The 16,749-nt window shown below is 76.0% G+C and carries 16 protein-coding genes; 11 read left to right on the forward strand and 5 right to left on the reverse strand.

What is annotated here, in order from left to right:
• Nucleotides 1-134: 134 nt before the first annotated feature.
• On the forward strand, nt 135-782 hold the full coding sequence (locus AB0C76_RS24005) for an isochorismatase family cysteine hydrolase (protein ID WP_359969002.1): 648 nt from the start codon (nt 135-137) through the stop codon (nt 780-782).
• 82 nt (nt 783-864) lie between these two features.
• Here the strand turns inward: AB0C76_RS24005 and AB0C76_RS24010 are convergent, their stop codons facing one another.
• Nucleotides 865-4,440 (reverse strand): hydantoinase B/oxoprolinase family protein, encoded by a 3,576-nt coding sequence (locus tag AB0C76_RS24010; protein WP_359969005.1) that lies wholly within the window; start codon nt 4,438-4,440, stop codon nt 865-867.
• Between the two features lie 115 nt (nt 4,441-4,555).
• Between AB0C76_RS24010 and AB0C76_RS24015 the strand changes: the two genes are divergently transcribed.
• Nucleotides 4,556-5,713 (forward strand): NAD(P) transhydrogenase subunit alpha, encoded by a 1,158-nt coding sequence (locus tag AB0C76_RS24015; protein WP_359969007.1) that lies wholly within the window; start codon nt 4,556-4,558, stop codon nt 5,711-5,713.
• On the opposite strand, the gene AB0C76_RS24020 is transcribed toward AB0C76_RS24015, so the two are convergent.
• Nucleotides 5,678-6,319 carry a hypothetical protein gene (locus tag AB0C76_RS24020; protein ID WP_359969010.1) on the reverse strand — a complete coding sequence of 214 codons (642 nt, stop codon included), beginning with the start codon at nt 6,317-6,319 and terminating at the stop codon, nt 5,678-5,680. The genes AB0C76_RS24015 and AB0C76_RS24020 overlap by 36 nt on opposite strands.
• 252 nt (nt 6,320-6,571) lie before the next feature.
• Between AB0C76_RS24020 and AB0C76_RS24025 the strand changes: the two genes are divergently transcribed.
• The 9 genes from AB0C76_RS24025 to AB0C76_RS24065 all read left to right on the forward strand — a co-directional run bounded on the left by AB0C76_RS24025 (nt 6,572) and on the right by AB0C76_RS24065 (nt 14,631).
• Entirely contained in the window at nt 6,572-7,042 is a 471-nt protein-coding gene (locus AB0C76_RS24025; protein ID WP_359969013.1) for a hypothetical protein, read from the forward strand.
• Complete coding sequence (locus AB0C76_RS24030) at nt 7,015-7,938, forward strand: hypothetical protein (RefSeq protein WP_359969016.1); 924 nt, start codon at nt 7,015-7,017, stop codon at nt 7,936-7,938. The genes AB0C76_RS24025 and AB0C76_RS24030 overlap by 28 nt, the downstream gene beginning before the upstream one ends.
• On the forward strand, nt 7,925-9,325 hold the full coding sequence (locus tag AB0C76_RS24035) for a V-type ATPase 116kDa subunit family protein (protein WP_359969019.1): 1,401 nt from the start codon (nt 7,925-7,927) through the stop codon (nt 9,323-9,325). The genes AB0C76_RS24030 and AB0C76_RS24035 overlap by 14 nt, the downstream gene beginning before the upstream one ends.
• Nucleotides 9,326-9,434: 109 nt before the next feature.
• Complete coding sequence (locus AB0C76_RS24040) at nt 9,435-9,851, forward strand: ATP synthase subunit C (protein WP_359969022.1); 417 nt, start codon at nt 9,435-9,437, stop codon at nt 9,849-9,851.
• 2 nt (nt 9,852-9,853) lie between these two features.
• Nucleotides 9,854-10,072 carry a hypothetical protein gene (locus tag AB0C76_RS24045; protein ID WP_359969025.1) on the forward strand — a complete coding sequence of 73 codons (219 nt, stop codon included), beginning with the start codon at nt 9,854-9,856 and terminating at the stop codon, nt 10,070-10,072.
• Nucleotides 10,069-10,806, forward strand: coding sequence for a hypothetical protein (locus AB0C76_RS24050; protein ID WP_359969027.1), 738 nt, complete (start codon nt 10,069-10,071; stop codon nt 10,804-10,806). The genes AB0C76_RS24045 and AB0C76_RS24050 overlap by 4 nt, the downstream gene beginning before the upstream one ends.
• A gap of 77 nt (nt 10,807-10,883) precedes the next feature.
• Complete coding sequence (locus AB0C76_RS24055) at nt 10,884-12,623, forward strand: V-type ATP synthase subunit A (protein WP_359969030.1); 1,740 nt, start codon at nt 10,884-10,886, stop codon at nt 12,621-12,623.
• The gene (locus AB0C76_RS24060; protein ID WP_359969032.1) at nt 12,620-13,996 is read left to right on the forward strand and encodes a V-type ATP synthase subunit B; all 1,377 of its coding nucleotides are present in this window, start codon (nt 12,620-12,622) and stop codon (nt 13,994-13,996) included. Before AB0C76_RS24055 ends, AB0C76_RS24060 begins: the two co-directional genes overlap by 4 nt.
• Entirely contained in the window at nt 13,993-14,631 is a 639-nt protein-coding gene (locus AB0C76_RS24065; RefSeq protein WP_359969035.1) for a V-type ATP synthase subunit D, read from the forward strand. Before AB0C76_RS24060 ends, AB0C76_RS24065 begins: the two co-directional genes overlap by 4 nt.
• Before the next feature lie 126 nt (nt 14,632-14,757).
• On the opposite strand, the gene AB0C76_RS24070 is transcribed toward AB0C76_RS24065, so the two are convergent.
• From AB0C76_RS24070 to AB0C76_RS24080, 3 genes are all read right to left on the reverse strand, one after another.
• Nucleotides 14,758-15,192, reverse strand: a complete 435-nt coding sequence (locus AB0C76_RS24070; protein ID WP_359969038.1) for a universal stress protein — start codon at nt 15,190-15,192, stop codon at nt 14,758-14,760.
• 274 nt (nt 15,193-15,466) lie between these two features.
• Nucleotides 15,467-16,162, reverse strand: a complete 696-nt coding sequence (locus AB0C76_RS24075) for a CBS domain-containing protein (protein WP_359969041.1) — start codon at nt 16,160-16,162, stop codon at nt 15,467-15,469.
• Between the two features lie 31 nt (nt 16,163-16,193).
• A complete protein-coding gene (locus tag AB0C76_RS24080; protein ID WP_359969044.1) occupies nt 16,194-16,727 on the reverse strand; it encodes a flavodoxin domain-containing protein in 534 nt (177 codons plus the stop codon).
• Between the last annotated feature and the right edge of the window lie 22 nt (nt 16,728-16,749).

Here is a 16,749-nt window from a genome sequence, read left to right on the forward strand (position 1 = left end):
CCCGCAGGTCGGCGTCGATCCGGTCGAGTGCGCGGTGGTAGTCCTCCAGCCGGGGCAGGTGGTCGGGCGCGCTGGTGTACGGGCACTAGAGTCCAACTCGCCAGTTGGAAATTCTCCGAGCAAGGAGCCCGGTCATGACATCCCCCTCCGCACGCCGCCACGCCGCCCTCGTCCTGATCGAGTTCCAGCGCGAATGGCTCGATGCCGAGCACGGCCGCCTCAACCACCTCGTCGAGGACCGGGACCTCCTCGACACCGCCGTGCGCGGTGCGGCCGCCGCCCTGGCCGCCGCCCGTGCGCACGGCGTGCCCGTCGTGCACGTGCCGCTCGTCCTCACCCCCGGCGCACCGGAGCTCGTGGGCTGGGCCCCGGCCCGCCTGGGCCTCCGTGCCGCGATCCCGAAGGCCGGCACCTGGATCGAGGGCGAGGCGGGGACCGAGTTCGCGGAGGCGTTCCGGCCCGCTCCCGGCGAGGCGGTCGTGCGCGGGCGCGCCGGTGCCAGCGCCTTCGCCGGGTTCTCCGACCTCGACCAGATCCTGCGCCGTCTCGGCGTCACCGAGCTGTACCTGGCCGGCTTCGCGACCCACGTGTGCGTCGAGTCGACCCTGCGCGAGGCCCATGACCGCGGCTACACCGTCCACGTCGTCCACGACGCCTGTGCGGCCTTCACCCAGGCCCAGCAGGACCACGTCCGCGAACACGTGATCCACCACTTCGGCGCCGAGACCGACGCCGCCGCCTTCGCCGCCTCGCTCGCCGCCACCGTCCCGGTACGGCACTGACCTCGGCGCTCCGGACCGGTTCCGGGACGCGGGAGTTCGACCAAGCCGGCCCGCCGGGGCGCAGGTGGTCGCCGTGGGTGCGTCATCCGGTTGACGGACCGCCCGGGTCCTGCCGCCCGTAGCCACCGCCACCGGGGGTCCGGATCTCCAGGGCGTCGCCGGCCGCGACGTCGGCGCTGCCGCAGCCGGGGAGCACCTCCACGATGCCGTCGACGCGCAGGATCCGGTTGGCGCCGAGGGCACCGGGGGAGCCGCCGGCCAGGCCGTACGGGGGGACGCGGCGGTGGCCGGAGAGGATGCTCACCGTCATCGGTTCGCGGAAGCGGAGCCTGCGCAGGGCGCCGTTGCCGCCGTGGTGGCGGCCTCCGCCGCCGCTGCCGGAGCGTACGGCGAACTCCTCGACGAGGACGGGCAGGCGCCACTCCAGGACCTCGGGGTCGGTGAGGCGGGAGTTGGTCATGTGCGTCTGGACCGCGTCGGCTCCGTGGAACCCGGGGCCGGCACCGGAGCCGGAGGCGATGGTCTCGTAGTACTGGTGGTGATCGTTGCCGAAGCTGAGGTTGTTCATGGTGCCGGAGCCCTCCGCCTGGACGCCGAGCGCGGCGTAGAGCGCGCCGGTGATGGCCTGTGAGGTCTCCACGTTGCCGGCGGCGACGGCGGCCGGGTACTCCGGTGCCAGCATCGAGCCGGGCGGCACGACGATCCGCAGCGGGCGCAGGCAGCCGTCGTTCAGCGGGATGTCGTCGTCGACGAGGGTGCGGAAGACGTAGAGGACGGCGGCGGTGACGACGGCGGAGGGGGCGTTGAGGTTGGTGTCGAGCTGGGGCGAGGTACCGGTGAAGTCGATGGTCGCGCTGCGCCGTTCACGGTCCACCCGCACCTCGACGGCGATCACCGCGCCGGAGTCCGTCTCGTAGCGGTGGACGCCGTCGGAGAGGCCGTCGATCGCCCGGCGCACGGCCTGCTCGGCGTTGTCCTGGACGTGCCGCATGTAGGCCTGGACGACGTCGAGGCCGAAGTGGTCGATCATCGCGCCGACCTCGTCGACGCCCTTGCGGTTGGCGGCGATCTGGGCGCGCAGGTCGGCGAGGTTGGTGGCCGGGTCGCGCGAGGGGTACGGGGCCCCGGTGAGCAGCCGCACGGTCTCCTCCTCGCGCAGCCGTCCGTCGACGACCAGCGGCCAGTCGTCGAGGAGAACGCCCTCCTCGTGGATCTCCCGGCTGGTGGCGGGCATCGATCCCGGGGTGATTCCGCCGATCTCGGCGTGGTGACCGCGCGAGGCCACGAAGAAGAGGATGTCGTGCCCGGAGGGGTCGAAGACCGGTGTCACGACGGTGATGTCGGGCAGGTGCGTGCCCCCGTGGTACGGGTCGTTGACGGCGTAGCTGTCACCCGGGCGCAGCTCCGGGCCCCGGCGGCGGATCACCTCCTTGACGGTGGCGCCCATCGAGCCGAGGTGGACGGGGATGTGCGGGGCGTTGGCGACGAGGTTGCCGTCCGGGTCGAAGAGGGCGCAGGAGAAGTCGAGCCGCTCCTTGATGTTGACCGATTGGGCGGTGGATTCCAGCCGGGCGCCCATCTGCTGGGCGATCGCGGTGAAGAGGTTGTTGAAGACCTCCAGGAGGACGGGGTCCGCGGTGGTCGGGACGGACTCGTCCGCGGGGGCCCGGACCCGTTCGACCAGGAGGTGCCCGGCGGCCGTCACGGTGGCCCGCCAGCCGTCGTCCACGACGGTGGTGGCGTTGGCCTCGGCGATGATCGCGGGGCCGACGACGGTGTCCTCCGGCCGCATGGACTCCCTTTCCACCAGCGGGACCCGGCGCCATGAGCCGCCGGTGTAGAGCGGCACGGTGGTGGACCCGGCCCCGGACGCGGGCGGCAGCGTGTCCAGCTCGGGCTGCTCGGTGAGTCCGTTGCCCTCGACGACGAGGGCCTCGATCACGAGCGGACGCTCCATGAGGAAGGAGTAGGTGGCCCGGTGCCGTTCCTCGAACTCGGCCTGCATGCCGGCGGGTTCGCCCAGTGCGACACCGATCGCCGTGTCGGTGCCCTCGTAGCGCAGTCTGGCCCGGTGGGTCAGCCGGATGCGCGCGTGCGGGGTGCCCTGGTCGAGCAGTTCGCTGGTGGCCGCTGCGGCGAGTTCGTCGGCGAGCGCGTGCACGGCGGTCATCTCCTCGGCCGCCAGGGCGCGTTCGACGGCCTGTTCGCGCAGGACGGTGGTGTCGGCCAGGCCGATGCCGAGGGCGGACAGCACTCCGGCCATCGGCGGGACCAGCACGGTGCGGATGCCCAGCGCCTCGGCGACCGCGCAGGCGTGCTGGCCGCCCGCGCCGCCGAAGGTGGTGAGGGCGTAGCGGGTGACGTCGTGACCCTGTTGCACGGAGATGCGCTTGACGGCGTTGGCGATGTTCCCGACCGCGATCCGCAGGAAGCCCTCGGCGGCCTCCTCCGCCGACCGGTCGCCTAGCTCTTCGGCCAGCGCGGTGAAGAGACGGCTCGTCAGACCGGCGTCGAGCGGCTGGTCGCCGTCCGGCCCGAAGACGTGCGGGAAGTGCCCGGCCTGGATGCGGCCGAGCATCAGGTTGGCGTCGGTGACGGTGAGCGGCCCGCCGTTGCGGTAACAGGCCGGGCCGGGGTGGGCGCCGGCCGAGTCGGGCCCGACCCGCAGGCGTTCGCCGTCGTAGCGCAGCACCGAGCCGCCGCCCGCCGCCACGGTGTGGATCGCGAGCATCGGCGCCCGCAACCGCACCCCCGCTACCCGGGTGGTCACCACCCGCTCGTACTCGCCCGCGTAGTGCGACACGTCGGTGGACGTGCCGCCCATGTCGAAGCCGATCACCTGCTCGAATCCCGCGAGCCGGGACATCCGCACCATGCCGACGATGCCACCCGCCGGGCCGGAGAGGATCGCGTCCTTGCCCCGGAAGTGCCCGGCCTCGGCCAGGCCCCCGTTGGACTGCATGAACATCAGCCGTACACCGGCCAGTTCGTTCGCCACCCGGCGCACGTAGCGGCGCAGCCCGGGGGAGAGGTACGCGTCCACCACGGTGGTGTCCCCGCGCGGCACCAGTTTCATGAGCGGGCTCACCTCGCTGGAGAGGGACACCTGGGCGAAGCCGAGCCGGTCGGCGAGCCGACCGATCGCCTGCTCGTGCGCGGGGTACAGGTAGCTGTGCAGACACGCCACGGCGACGGCGCGGACGCCGGCGCCGAGGCAGTCGCGCAGGTCCGCGGCGAGGCGCTCCAGGTCCGGCGGGCGCAGCACCGTGCCGTCCGCGGTGATCCGCTCGTCCACCTCGACCACCCGCGCGTACAACGGATCGGGCAGGACGATCTCGCGGGCGAAGATGTGCGGGCGGTTCTGGTAACCGATCCGCAGCGCGTCCGCGAAGCCGCGCGTGACGACCAGTACGGTCGGTTCGCCGGTGCGTTCCAGCAGGGCGTTGGTGGCCACGGTGGTGCCCATCCGCACCGAGTCGATCCGGGCGCCCGGAGGCAGCAGGGCCCGGATCCCGGCCACGGCCGGATCGCGGTGGCGGATCGGATCGTGCGAGAGCAGTTTGTGGGTCAGCAGGCGGCCGTCCGGGGCCAGCGCGACGACATCGGTGAAGGTCCCGCCCCGGTCCACCCAGAACTGCCAGCCCCTGGATCCGGCCATGCCCGGCTCCTTCCGCCGTGCTTCGGGCGGTCGTCCGTGCACGAGTATCCGACCACGCGAAGGGGGCGGGCAAACGGGACATACTGGCCGTGCGGGCCGACCCCGGGAGGACGCGATGGTCACGCTGGTGGGAGTGCTCAGGGAGACCGTCCCGGGTGAGCGCCGGGTGGCCCTCGTCCCCGGCCTCGTACCGGACGTCGGCCGCCTCGGCGCGGCGGTCCTGGTCGAGCCCGGCGCCGGCGCCCGTGCCGGGCACCACGACGCCGACTACCGTGCCGCGGGTGCCGCCGTCGCCGGCCGGGCCGAACTGCTGCGCCGGGCGGACGTGCTCCTCGGTGTCCACCCGCCGACCGGCGCCCGGGCCCGCGACCTGCGCCCGGGAACCGTGATGGCCGCGATGCTGCGCCCGCAGCGGATCCCGTACGCCGTCCGGGACTGGGCGGCGCGCGACGTCACGGCGATCGGTCTCGACCTGGCGCCGCCCGACCGGGCCGACGCCTACCCGCTGGACGCCGAGGCCTCTCAGGCCAGGGTGGCGGGCTACCGGGCGGTGCTGCTCGCCGCCGCCCGCCTGGACCGCTGCCTGCCGCCCTGGGGCGCGGCGGGCGGGCTGTTCGACCCGGTCCGGGTCCTCGTGGCCGGCGCGGGCCACGCGGGCCTCCAGGCGGCCGACACGGCCCGCCGTCTCGGCGCTCCGGTGCGCGTCGTCGAACTGCGCCGCCGCGAGCGGGCCGCGGTGGCCGCCCTGGGGGTCGAGCTGCTCGACCTGCCCGGCCTGCACCCGGTACCGGACGACCGGGAACTGAGGGCGGCCCTGGACCACGGGCTCTCCGCCTGGAGGGCCGGGCTCGCGGAGGCCGCCCGTCACCACGACCTCGTGGTCACCGAGCTCGGGCTCCCCGGCCGGACGCGGCCCCCGGTCCTGCTGACCACGGCGGCGGTGGCGGCCATGCGGCCGGGCTCGGTGCTGGTGGACCTCGCCGCAGGCCCCGGGGGCGGAAACGTCGAGAGCGTTCTGCCGGACACGACCACGCTGGTCGGCGACGGGGTGACGGTGATCGGCGCCGGGGAACTCGCGGCCCAGGTGCCCGCGACCGCCTCGCGCGCGTACGCCCACAACGTCCTCGCACTGCTCGCCCGGCTCCTGCGGGGCGCGGACCCCGGGACGGACCCGGTCCTCGGCCCGATGCTGGTCACCCGTCGAGGGGTGGTCGTGCACGAGCCGACGCGACGGCTGCTACTGCAGGCGACCGCCCTCGCCGGCCTCCCGTGAAACCCGGCGTGCGAACAGCACGGCGTGACGCGCGATCGACCCGGCGTGCTCGGCGCACTGCTGGTAGCAGCAGGACAGCAGCACGAGGTCGGCGGCGTCGGCCGGGTCGAGGCTCACGTCCCCGCCCAGCAGCTCGTAGAGCAGCCGCTGGCGCTGCCCGGCCTCGTGCAGCCCCGCCAGCACGTCCGCGACATCCTCGGGCGTGCCGGACTCCAGGGCGTCGGCCGCCCGGGCGACCACGTCCAGTGCCGTGTCGGCGATCCCGCCCAGCGGGGTGCGCAGCCGCTCGTCGAAGGGCGCCCGCTCCTGCCGCGCCCAAGCCACTTCCAGCAACCGCTGCGCCAGCTGTCCCAGGGCCTCCGCCCCGGTGCCCACGTGGACACCGACGACGACCTCGGCCCGTCCGCCGAACGTGCCGGCGGCGTCCTCCTCGATCCGGTCGTGCAGCTCCGCGAGGGCCTTCTCCGCCGCCGGGATCCCGCCGGTGTCACCCGTCGGGTCCGTGAGCACGGCCGTGGCGCCCAGGAGGGCGCCGTGCGCGAGCCTGACCAGGCCGGCCAGCTCGGTGATCAGGACGCGGTACGCGTCGTCTCCGCCACCAGGCATCCGTCCACTCCCGTCTGCGGCCCCCCGACCAGTGTCACCCCGGCCCCCCGCGCTCACAGCCGTGGCCGCAGCGAGCACCGGGCGCACTCGGCCTCTGCCGCCAGGGCGAGGGCACCGTCCTCGGCTTCCGGGCACCGCAGGCCGCCCCGGGCCGCTTCCGCCCGCGTGCCCGGCGGTCGGTCCAGTCCGGGGCGACATCCGGCCGCTTCGGCCGGATGCTGGAGGAGGGGCCGGATCGGCTGGAGGGCTCGAATGGTGCGGTTCCGGGACTTCCTCGCGCGGTTCCGCCCGACCGGCACGCCCGGGGCGCCGACCGTCGGAGTGCCCGCCGACCGGGCCGCAGAACTCGCCGCCGAGCTGGAGAAGCCGCTCGGTGGACTGACGGGGACCCAGGTCGAAGCGGAGGCCGTCCGGGCCGAGGGCGCACAGGAGGCCGAACGCGTCCGGCAGGAGGCCGCCCGCAACGCGGCACGGATCGTCGAGCTCGCCCACGCCCGGGCGCCGAAGGTCCGGGCGGAAGCGGCCGCCGCGGCCGGGAACGCGGCGAAGGTCCGGGCAGCCGAACTGTCCGCGGCGGGGGAGCAGGCCGTGTCACTGGTCCGGGCCAGGACCGGTGAGCGGATGCCGGCGCTGGTCGAGCGGGCGGTGGCGCTGGCGCTGGAGCTGGAGCCGTCCGAGGGACCGGGGAGGCATCCGTGGCAGCAGGCTGGGTCGGCGGAGTGACCAGGGCCCGGGGGCTGCTCTCGCGCGGCCTCGGCCGGGACGGCGCGAGGGCACTCGCGGCCGCCGCCGGACCCGCCGAAGCGCTGCGGCTGTTGGCCGCGACGCCCTACCGGCGCTTCCTCCCGCCCGATCCGGACCTGACGGAGGCCCAGCGGGCGGTCTCCGCCACGCTGCTGTGGCACCTGCGGGTGCTCGCCGGCTGGTTGCCCCGCAGCGGGGCGCAGGCCCTACGGGCCCTCGCCGCCGGTTTCGAGGCCGCCAACGTCGAAGACCTGCTGCGCTCCTTCACCGGGACGCCGCCGAACCCCCCGTACGCCCTCGGCGCACTGGCCACCGCCTGGCACCGGGCCGCCCTCGCGCGCACGCCCGAGGAACTGCGCCTGGCCCTGGCAGCCTCGGCGTGGGGCGACCCCGGGGGCGCCGACCCGGCGACCGTGGCGGTGGCCCTCCGCATGTCGGCGGCCCACCGGACGGCGGGGACCGTGCCGCCCGCGCGGCGGTGGGCGCAGGGCCGGGCCGCCCTCCTGACGGCGCGCACCCTGTTCGTCACCGGCCGCCCGCTGCCCGCGAGCGCCGGTCGGCGCGCCTCGGGCCTGCTCGGGCCCCGAGCCGTGGCCGCCGCGTCGTTCGACGAGTACCGCCGCGCACTGCCGGCGGACGCGCGATGGGCGCTGGACGGGATCGTGGCCCCCGCAGACCTGTGGCGGGCCGAGACCCGGTGGTGGGCGGTCCTCGACCGGGAGGGCCACGACCTCCTGCGCGGAGCGCGGTACGGGCTCGCACCCGTCGTCGGCGCCGTCGCCGTCCTGTCCGCGGACGCCTGGCGCGTCCGCGCCGCGCTGGAACTGGCCGCGCACGGCGGAGCGGCACCGGAGGCGGCCGATGCGCTGGGCTGAGGCGATGACGCCGACGCGGATGCAGCGGGTGGCGATCGTCGCCCCGGCCGCCGCGCTGCGCGAAACCCTCCTGCTGGTCGCGGACGCGGGCTGCGTCGAGGTCGACCGGATCGAGGACGCCGTCCCCGGCCCGGCCGCCCGACGGCTGCGCCGACTGCCCGCCGGAGGGCGCAGCCCGGCGGCCCTGTCCGACACCCCGCCGGACCTCGACCGGCTGGAGCAGGGCGCGCGGCACGACCTCCTCGCGGGTGAGGCCCAGGTGGAGGAGCGGGCCGCGAGCGCCGTCCGCAGGGGTGAGGCGGCCGCGCTCGCCGGGTGGTGCCCGGTGGACCGGGTCGACCGGCTCGCGGAGGCGCTGGCCGCCACCGGGGGCGCCCTCGTCCCGCTGCGCGCACCGCGCGGCGTCGATCCGCCCACGCTCCTGAGCGACCGCGGCCTCCTGCGCCGCGCCTTCTCGCCGCTCGTGCGCACCTACGGCGCGGCGCCCTACCGCGACCTCGACCCGACCTGGCCGGCCGGGATCGCGTACGTCGCGATGTTCGGTCTCATGTTCGGAGACGCCGGGCACGGCCTGCTGCTGATGGCGCTCGCGCTGGTTCTGCGGACCGGCCGGCCCCGGCGGCTCGCCCGGCTGCGCCACCTGTGGCCGTTCCTGGCCGGGGCCGGACTGTGCAGCACGCTGACGGGCGTGGTGTTCGGCGAGTTCTTCGGACCGACCGGGGTCCTGCCGGTGCTCTGGCTGTCGCCGCTGGACCAGCCGGAGCGCCTGCTGGCGGTGGCCGTCGGCCTCGGTGCAGTGCTGCTCGCCCTCGCCCTCGTGGCCGGTGCGTTGAACCGGTGGCGCGAGGGCGGCCCGGCGGCGGCCCTCTGCGCCACGTCGGGCGTGGCGGGCCTGGCGGTCTTCCTGGGCCTCGTGGCCGCGGGCGGCGGGACGTTCCTGCGGTCGCCCGGACTCGCGGCCGGTGGCGCGGTGCTGTTCCTGACCGGACTGGGGCTCGCCGCCGCGGGCCTGTTCGCCACGAGCGCCGGCGGGGCCGGTGGGGCCCTGCAGACGGCCGTCGAGCTGTTCGACGCCGTCCTGCGGCTCTTCGCGAACACGGTCTCGTTCTCCCGGCTGGCGGCCTTCGGCCTCACCCACGCGGCGCTCGGCCAGGTGGTCTGGCGCGGCACCGTCGCGCTGGCGGGGCACGGCGTCTGGGGCCCGCCCGCGGCGGCGCTGCTCTTCGCGGTCGGCACCGTCCTGACGTTCGCGCTGGAGGCGCTCGTCGCCGGGATCCAGGCGCTGCGCCTGGAGTACTACGAGTTGTTCTCCCGCGTCTTCCAAGGCCTGGGACGCCCTTTCCGCCCCTGGCACGTACCCGTTCTGCGTTCGGAGGTGCCGCAGTGAGGTCGTGGCCGGCCGCCCCGGGGGCGGCCCCGTCGGTGTACCGGGCCCCGCCGTGCCGACCGCTCGGGGTGTCCTGGTGGATGCGGGTTCTGTGTGCGGAGGTGTCCCGGTGATCGCGTGGTTGGTTGCGTTGCCCGTCCTCGTGGCGGCGTTGGGTGCGGCTCGGCTGCTGGCGCGCCGACGCGGCCGGGCGGCGCTGCGCTGGCTGCTGGGCGTCAACGCGGCGGTCCTGGCCGGCGCACTCGTCCTGCTGGTGACCGTGCTCACCGGTCCCGCCGACGCGGCCGGGCCGGCCGCCGCGAGCGGCTCGGGGTCGGGCTCGGCGGCGCTGATCGGGGCGAGCATCGCGGTGGCCGGCGCCTCGATCGGCGCGGCGATCGCCGTCGCGTACACCGGGGCGGCGGCGATCGCCGCGATCAGCGAACGGCCCGAGCTCTTCGGCCGGGCGATGGTGATCGTCGGCCTGGCCGAGGGCATCGCGGTGTACGGGCTGGTGGTGGCCGTCCTGCTGATCGGGAAGGCCTGAGCATGGGCGGCGTGGTCGCCATCGGGGCGCGGACCGAGGTGGCCGGGCTGGTCATGGCCGGCGTCACCGTGCTCGTCGCCGAGCGGCCGGAGGACGCCGTGGCCGCCTGGGAAGCCCTGCCCGGAGGGACGGCGCTGGTCCTGGTCGGCCGGGCGGCCGCGCGGGCGCTCGGCGCGGCCAGGCTGGACACGACCGAGCCCCTGACCGTGGTGCTGCCGTGAAGGGGCCGGACGTCGGCGGCCGGTCGGGACACCCGGCCCGGGGCGACGGCGTGGGCGGGAACGGACGCCGTGGAACCCTCGACGGCGGACCGGCAGGTGGCGGCCGCGGCCGTCCCGGGCGCGGGACCCGAGCCGCCGACGGGCTCCGCGCGACCGGAGGCGACCGACCTGCCGCCGACGGACCTGCCGCCGACACCGGAAGTCCCGGCGGGAGCGACGCGCTCGCCCCCGTCCGGGCCGAACTGCTGCGCGCCGCGCGGGCCGACGCGGAGGGAGTCGTCGCCGCAGCCCGTCGCGACGCGGAAGGCGCCCTCGCCGCCGCGCGCGTCGAGGCGACTGCCGTGCTGGCCATGGCCGTCCGGGCGGGGACGGAGGAGGGGGAGGCCGCGGCCGCGGCGGAGGTCGCCCGGGCCGCCCGCGAAGCCCGGACGCGCGAGCTGGCGGCCCAGGGGGAGGCCTACGCCGAACTGTCCCGTCGGGTCGCCGAGCGTCTCCGTGAGCGGTTCGACGCCGATCCCGGCGTGGCACGGGCACTGGCCGGGCGGGTCCGGGACCTGCTCGGAGCGGACGCCCGGATCACCGCCCACCCGGCCGGCGGGCTGATCGCCACCGCGCCCGGGCGCCTGGTGGACTTCGGACTGCCCGCGCTCGTGCGCCGCGCGCTCGAACGGCTCGGACCGGACGCCGGCACGCTCTGGCAGCCCGACGACGCCGAGGGGAGGCCCGATGGCTGACACGGTGCCGCCGGTCGGTCAACCGGCCGCGGTGGCCGGTGCCGCGGTACCGCCCGGCCGGGAAGCAGGGCGGTCGGATGACTGACCCGAACGCGGCGAGGATCCGGCGGGTCGCCGGCCCCCTCGTCGAGGTGGTGTGCGACGGCGGCGTCGCCATGCACGACGTGGTGCTCCTCGGTCGCGAGGGCCTGCCCGGCGAGGTGGTGGCCATCGCCGGGGGCACCGCGAGCGTGCAGGCGTACGAGTACACCGGCGGGCTGGCCCCGGGGCATCCGGCGCGCCCGACCGGCCGGCCGCTGCGGGTGCGGCTCGGTCCCTGGCTGCTCGGGGGCGTGTTCGACGGCTTGCTGAGGCCGCTCGCCGGGGCCGGGGACTGGCTGCTCCCCGGCGGCGGGACCGGCGCCGACGCCGGCACCCGGCACTTCGTCCCCACGGCAGCGCCCGGCGAGGAAGCGGCGCCGGGCGGGGCGCTCGGCGAGTGGACGGGCGGATCGGTGCCGTTGCGGCTCCTGGTGCCGCCGGACGCGTCCGGACGCGTGGAGTGGATCGCTCCCCGGGCCCCGTACCGCGCGGACGAGGTGCTCGCCGTGGTGGGCGGCTCGCCGGTCCCGGCCGTCGCCGACTGGCCGATCCGCACGCCCCGGCCGGTACGGGAACGGCTGGACGCCGCCGAACCGCTGCACACCGGCCAGCGGGTGATCGACCTGCTCTTCCCGGTGGCCCGTGGCGGGACGGTCGCGGTGCCCGGCGGCTTCGGCACCGGGAAGACCGTCCTGCTCCAGCAGATCGCCAAGTGGTGCGACGCCGACGTCATCGTCTACGTCGGCTGCGGCGAGCGGGGCAACGAACTGGCGGACGTCATGGCGGAGTTCGCGGAACTGGACGACCCGAGGACCGGTGGCCGACTGGTCGAGCGCACGGTGGTGATCGCCAACACCTCCAACATGCCGATGATGGCCCGGGAGGCGAGCGTGCACACCGGCGCGACGGTCGCCGAGTACTTCCGCGACATGGGCCTGGATGTCGTCCTGATCGCCGACTCGACCTCCCGCTGGGCCGAGGCGCTGCGCGAATTCTCCTCCAGGATGGGGGAGTTGCCGGCCGAGGAGGGGTATCCGGCCGGACTCGCCTCCGAGCTCGCGGCGTTCTACGAACGCGCCGGGGCGGTGCGGACGCTCGGCGGCCTCCACGGGTCCGTCACCGTGCTCGGCGCGGTCTCCCCGCCCGGCGGGGACCTGACCGAGCCCGTCACCGCCCACACCGAGCGCTTCGTCCGCGGACTGTGGACGCTCGACCGCGAACTCGCCTACGCGCGGCACTATCCGGCGCTGTCGTGGTCCGGCTCCTTCTCCCGCGACGCCGCCGCACTCGGCGCGGCGCACGCACGGGCGGACGACCCGGCCTGGGCCGGGCGCCGCGCCCGCGTCGCCGCGCTGCTCGCCGAGGCGGACCGGCTGTCCGACCTGGTCGACCTGGTCGGCATCACCGCGCTCCCCGGGCCGGAGCGGGTCAGCGTGCTCGCCGGGCGGCTGGTCCGCGAAGGACTGCTCCAGCAGAGCGCGCTGTCGGCGCACGACGCCTACTGCTCCCCGGAGAAGACGGCGGCCCTCGCCGACGCCGTGCTCACCGCGGTCGAGCGGTGCCGCGAGCTGGTCGGCGCCGGCACGCCCGCGGAGACGGTCGAGGAGACCGACTACACCCCGCTCCTGCGGGCCCGCGAGGCCGCCGGGCCTCGGGACACCGACGCCGTGGCCGCCGGCCTCGCGGCGGTGCTGAGTGCGCTCGGCGAGCCGCGGCCGCCGCGGGAGCCGCGGTGACGGGCCCCGGCGAGGTCGAGTTCACGGACGTGCGGGAGCTGCGCGGACCGCTCCTCGTGCTGGGCGGCGTGACCGGCGTGGGGTGGGACGAGTTCGTGGGGATCACCCTCGGCTCGGGCGAGCGGCGCCACGGCCTCGTCCTGGAGGTCGACCGGGACCTCGCGGTGGTGCAGGTGCTGGAGGGCACCGCGGGCATGGACCCGGCCGCCACCCGGGCCGCCTTCACCGGCGAGCCCCTGCGCGTACCGGTCGGTCCCGCCTGGCTCGGCCGGGTGTGCAACGGCAGGGGCGAGCCGATCGACGGCGGTCCGCCGGTCCTCGGCCCCGTGTCGGCGCCGGTCGGCGGCGCCCCCGTCAACCCGGTCCGGCGCGAGCCGCCCGCCGAACCGGTGCTGACCGGGGTCGGAGCGATCGACGTGCTCACCACGCTGGTGCGGGGGCAGAAGCTGCCGGTGTTCTCGGCCGCCGGACTGCCCCACCTCGAACTCGCGGTGCAGGTGGCCGCCCAGGCCGTCAGCGGCGGCGAGGCCTTCAGCGTGGTGTTCGCCGCCATGGGCCTCACGCACGCGGACGGGGCGTTCGTCCGCGACGGACTCGCCGGGCGTTCCGGCGCCGGGGAGCTGACGCTCCTGCTGAACACCGCGGACGATCCGGTGATCGAAAGGGTGCTCACCCCGCGCATCGCCCTCACCGTGGCCGAGCACCTGGCCTTCGAGGGCGGACGGCACGTCCTGGTGGTGATGACCGACATGACCGCGTACGCCGAGGCCCTCCGCGAGGTGTCCGCGGCGCGCGGTGAGGTGCCCGCCCGGCGTGCCTACCCGGGGTACCTCTACAGCGACCTGGCCTCGCTCTACGAGCGCTGCGGCCGGATCCGGGGGCGGCCCGGTTCGGTGACCCTCCTGCCGGTGCTCACCATGCCCGCCGGGGACATCACCCACCCGGTGCCCGACCTGACCGGCTACATCACGGAGGGGCAGATCGTGCTCTCCCGGGAGGCGCACGCGCGCGGCGTGTACCCGCCGGTGGACCCGCTCTCGTCACTTTCCAGGCTGATGCGCAAGGGCGCCGGGCCGGGCCGGACCAGGTCCGACCACCTCGACGTGGCCGCGCAGCTGCTGGCCGCGCTCGCACGGGCCCGGCAGGTGCGTGAACTCGCCGACCTCGTCGGCCGTTCGGCGCTGAGCCCGGCCGACCTGCGCCACCTCGACCTGGACGAGGCCTTCCCGGTGCGGTTCCTCGCCCAGCGGCCGGACGAGAACCGGCCGTTGGCGGAGGCACTGGACCGGGCCTGGGACGTCCTGCTCACCCTGCCCCGCAGCCAGCTCACGATGCTGCCGCCCGAGCAGCTCGACGCGCACGGCGCGTCATGACCGGGCGCCGGCCCACCCCGCAGGGTCGTGCCGCCCGGCTGCGGCTGCGGCACGGGCTGCACGTCGCCCGTCGCGGGGCGGACCTGCTCGACCGCAAGCTCCAGGTGCTGCTCGAACGGCACGGGAGGCTCCAGCAGGACGCGGAGAGGGCCGAGGCGCAGTGGCGGGAGCGGTGGACCGAAGCGCAGACGTGGCTCCTGCGCGGCCTGTTGGTGAGCGGCGAGGGCGGGCCGGCTGCGGCGGCCGTGGCCGGACGCGCGGACGTGGTCGTCGAGTGGACCGTGTCCATGGGCGTGCGCCATCCGTCCGGTGCCTCGTGCACGGACGCGATCCGTGCCCCGTACGAGCCGGCCCCGGGCAACACCGCGCTCGCGCACGCCGAGGGGGCCTACCGCGAGGCGGTCCGGGCGGCCGCCGCCTACGCCGCGCACCGGACGGCGGCCCGGATGGTCGAGGAGGAGGCGGCCCGGACCCGCCGCCGGGTCCGGGCCCTGCGCCGGCACTGGATCCCGCGCCTGACCGCCGAGCTCGCGGCCGTGGAGCAGGCCGTCGAGCAGACCGAGCACGAGGACGCGGTCCGTCGCCGCTGGGCCGCGGACCGGACGGGGGGCACGGGCGACGGCCGGTACGGCTAGGGCCGTGGACGCGGCTCGCCCGGGACCCTCAGCGGTTGCGTGCGGGGTTCGGGCACGGGACCTTCCGAGGCATCCGGCCGGCCGAGCGTTCCCCGGGGTACCGAGGCCGCCGCCGGACGGAGGGGCCTAGCGACCGCGCACGATCGTCACCGGGCACGGCGCGTGCTGGGCGCAGTACTCGCTGACGGATCCCAGGAGGGCGCCCGTGAAGCCTCCCAGCCCGCGGCTGCCGACGACCAGGAGGGTCACGCTCTCGTCACCGGCCGCCTTCAGGAGCACCTGGGCCGGGGTGCCCTCCTCGGCCCGGGCGTTGATCGCGACCGGGGGTTCCGGCCCCACGGCCTTGTCGACGCTCTCGGCCAGGACCTTCTCCGCGATGTCCTGGAGGTTGCGGGGACCATCGGCCGCCACGCTTGCGCCCGTTCCGGAGAACGGCGGTTCCCAGGCGAGGACCGCCTCCAGCCGGGCGCCGGTCAGCCAGGCCTGGCGTACGGCCCAGCGCAGGGCCCGCCGGGACTGTTCGGAACCGTCCACGCCCACGACGATCGTTCCTCCGGCCATGATGTCGCCTCCTCGGTCCGGGCCGGTGGCCCGGTGGCTCATGTCCACAGCTGACCGCCCACCTCCGCTGAGCGGATCTCCACCTCCAGCCTGGCCCGGCGGGGGCGAAGGGGGCTGGGGCCGATCGGCCCTGGGCGACCGAGGCGAACGGGCACGTGCGGGGGGCCGGGGCGGGCGGTCGCCAAGGCCCCCGGGCCCGCCGGACGACGGGAGCCGGGCCCGCGTCGACGCCTGCGGGGCGGGCCCGGCTCCGGCCCGCCCCCTGTGGTGGGACTCAAGGGCGGGGCGCCGCACGGACGTTCGGCGGTGCGCCGGCGGTGTCCGTGTCGTCGGTCCGGTAGTCGAGCGACTGGCGGACGGCGACCACCCCGTCGAGCGAGCGGCACATCTCCTCGACGAGCGGGACGAGACTCCGGCGTTCGACCGTGCCGGTCAGCGTGACCACCCCGTCCTCGACGGTGACCTCGACGTCGCCCGCAGGGAGCCACAGCGCGTCGAGCAGGACGTCGCCGGTGATCTCCGCGCGGATCTCGGCGTCCTCGCGCAGGAACGGCTTCAGCAGGTCGGCGCGGCTGACGATGCCGATCAGCCGGCCCTCGCCGTCCACCACGGGCAACCGCTTGAGGTGTCGGCGGTCCATGACCTTGGCGGTCTCGACCAGGTTCCACTCCGGATCCGCCGTGACGGCCGGACTGCTCATCAGCTCCTCGGCCAGCTCCGCCTCCCCGAGGTGGTGCCGGTGCGGGTGGAGTCCGCGGGCGAGTGGGCGGTCCTCGCCGAGGAGGGCGGACTCCTTGCGGACGAGGTCGGCCTCGGAGACGAGCCCGACCGGGCGGTTCCGCTCGTCGACGACCGGGACGGCGGAGATGCGGTGGTGCCGGAGCAGCACGGCGATCTCCTTGAACGTGGTCTCGCGGTGGGCGACGACCACCTCCGGGGTCATCACGTCGCGGACGGTGCGGTGCTGCATGCTCTCCCCTTCGCGGACGGCACGGGGCCGGTCAGACCAGAGCCGCACCCCAGGCGCGGGCGCGGTCGAGCTCGCCGGCGTGCAGCGGGCCGTCGACGCCGTCGACGATGAAGCCCTCGGGCTCGGCGACCACGTCGTAGCGGTGGTGGGAGAGCCGCTGGGCGATGCCCTTGGCGGCACTGCCGGATCCGGCGGTCGCGCCGCGGGTGTCGAACGCGGCGGCGTGGGTGCCGGACTCGGTCTCGGGGAGGTTGTGGAACCACGAGCGCAGGCCCGGTCCCTCGGCGGTCTCGCGGGCCTCGGCGGCGGCGTCCTCGTGGCCCTCCTTGCGGTTCTCGGCCGAGACGGCCAGATGGCGGCTGAGCCCGGAGGACATGCCGCGCATGTGGGTCGGGCCGCCGACCACCAACAGGTCCGCGGTGCGCGTCACGTCCGGGCCGGCCTCGGCCACCGGGAGGCAGTCGACGTCCGCGGCGGGGTCGGCCTGGTGGACGCCCTCGGCGATCGCCTCGGCGATCTCGCGGGTGTTCCCGTACATGCTCTCGTACACGATCACGGTGTGCATCGTCTCCACCTTTCGTCACCAC

Origin of the sequence: Kitasatospora sp. NPDC048722, from assembly GCF_040650235.1 — a bacterium.
In the GTDB taxonomy this organism is placed as follows: Bacteria; Actinomycetota; Actinomycetes; order Streptomycetales; family Streptomycetaceae; genus Kitasatospora.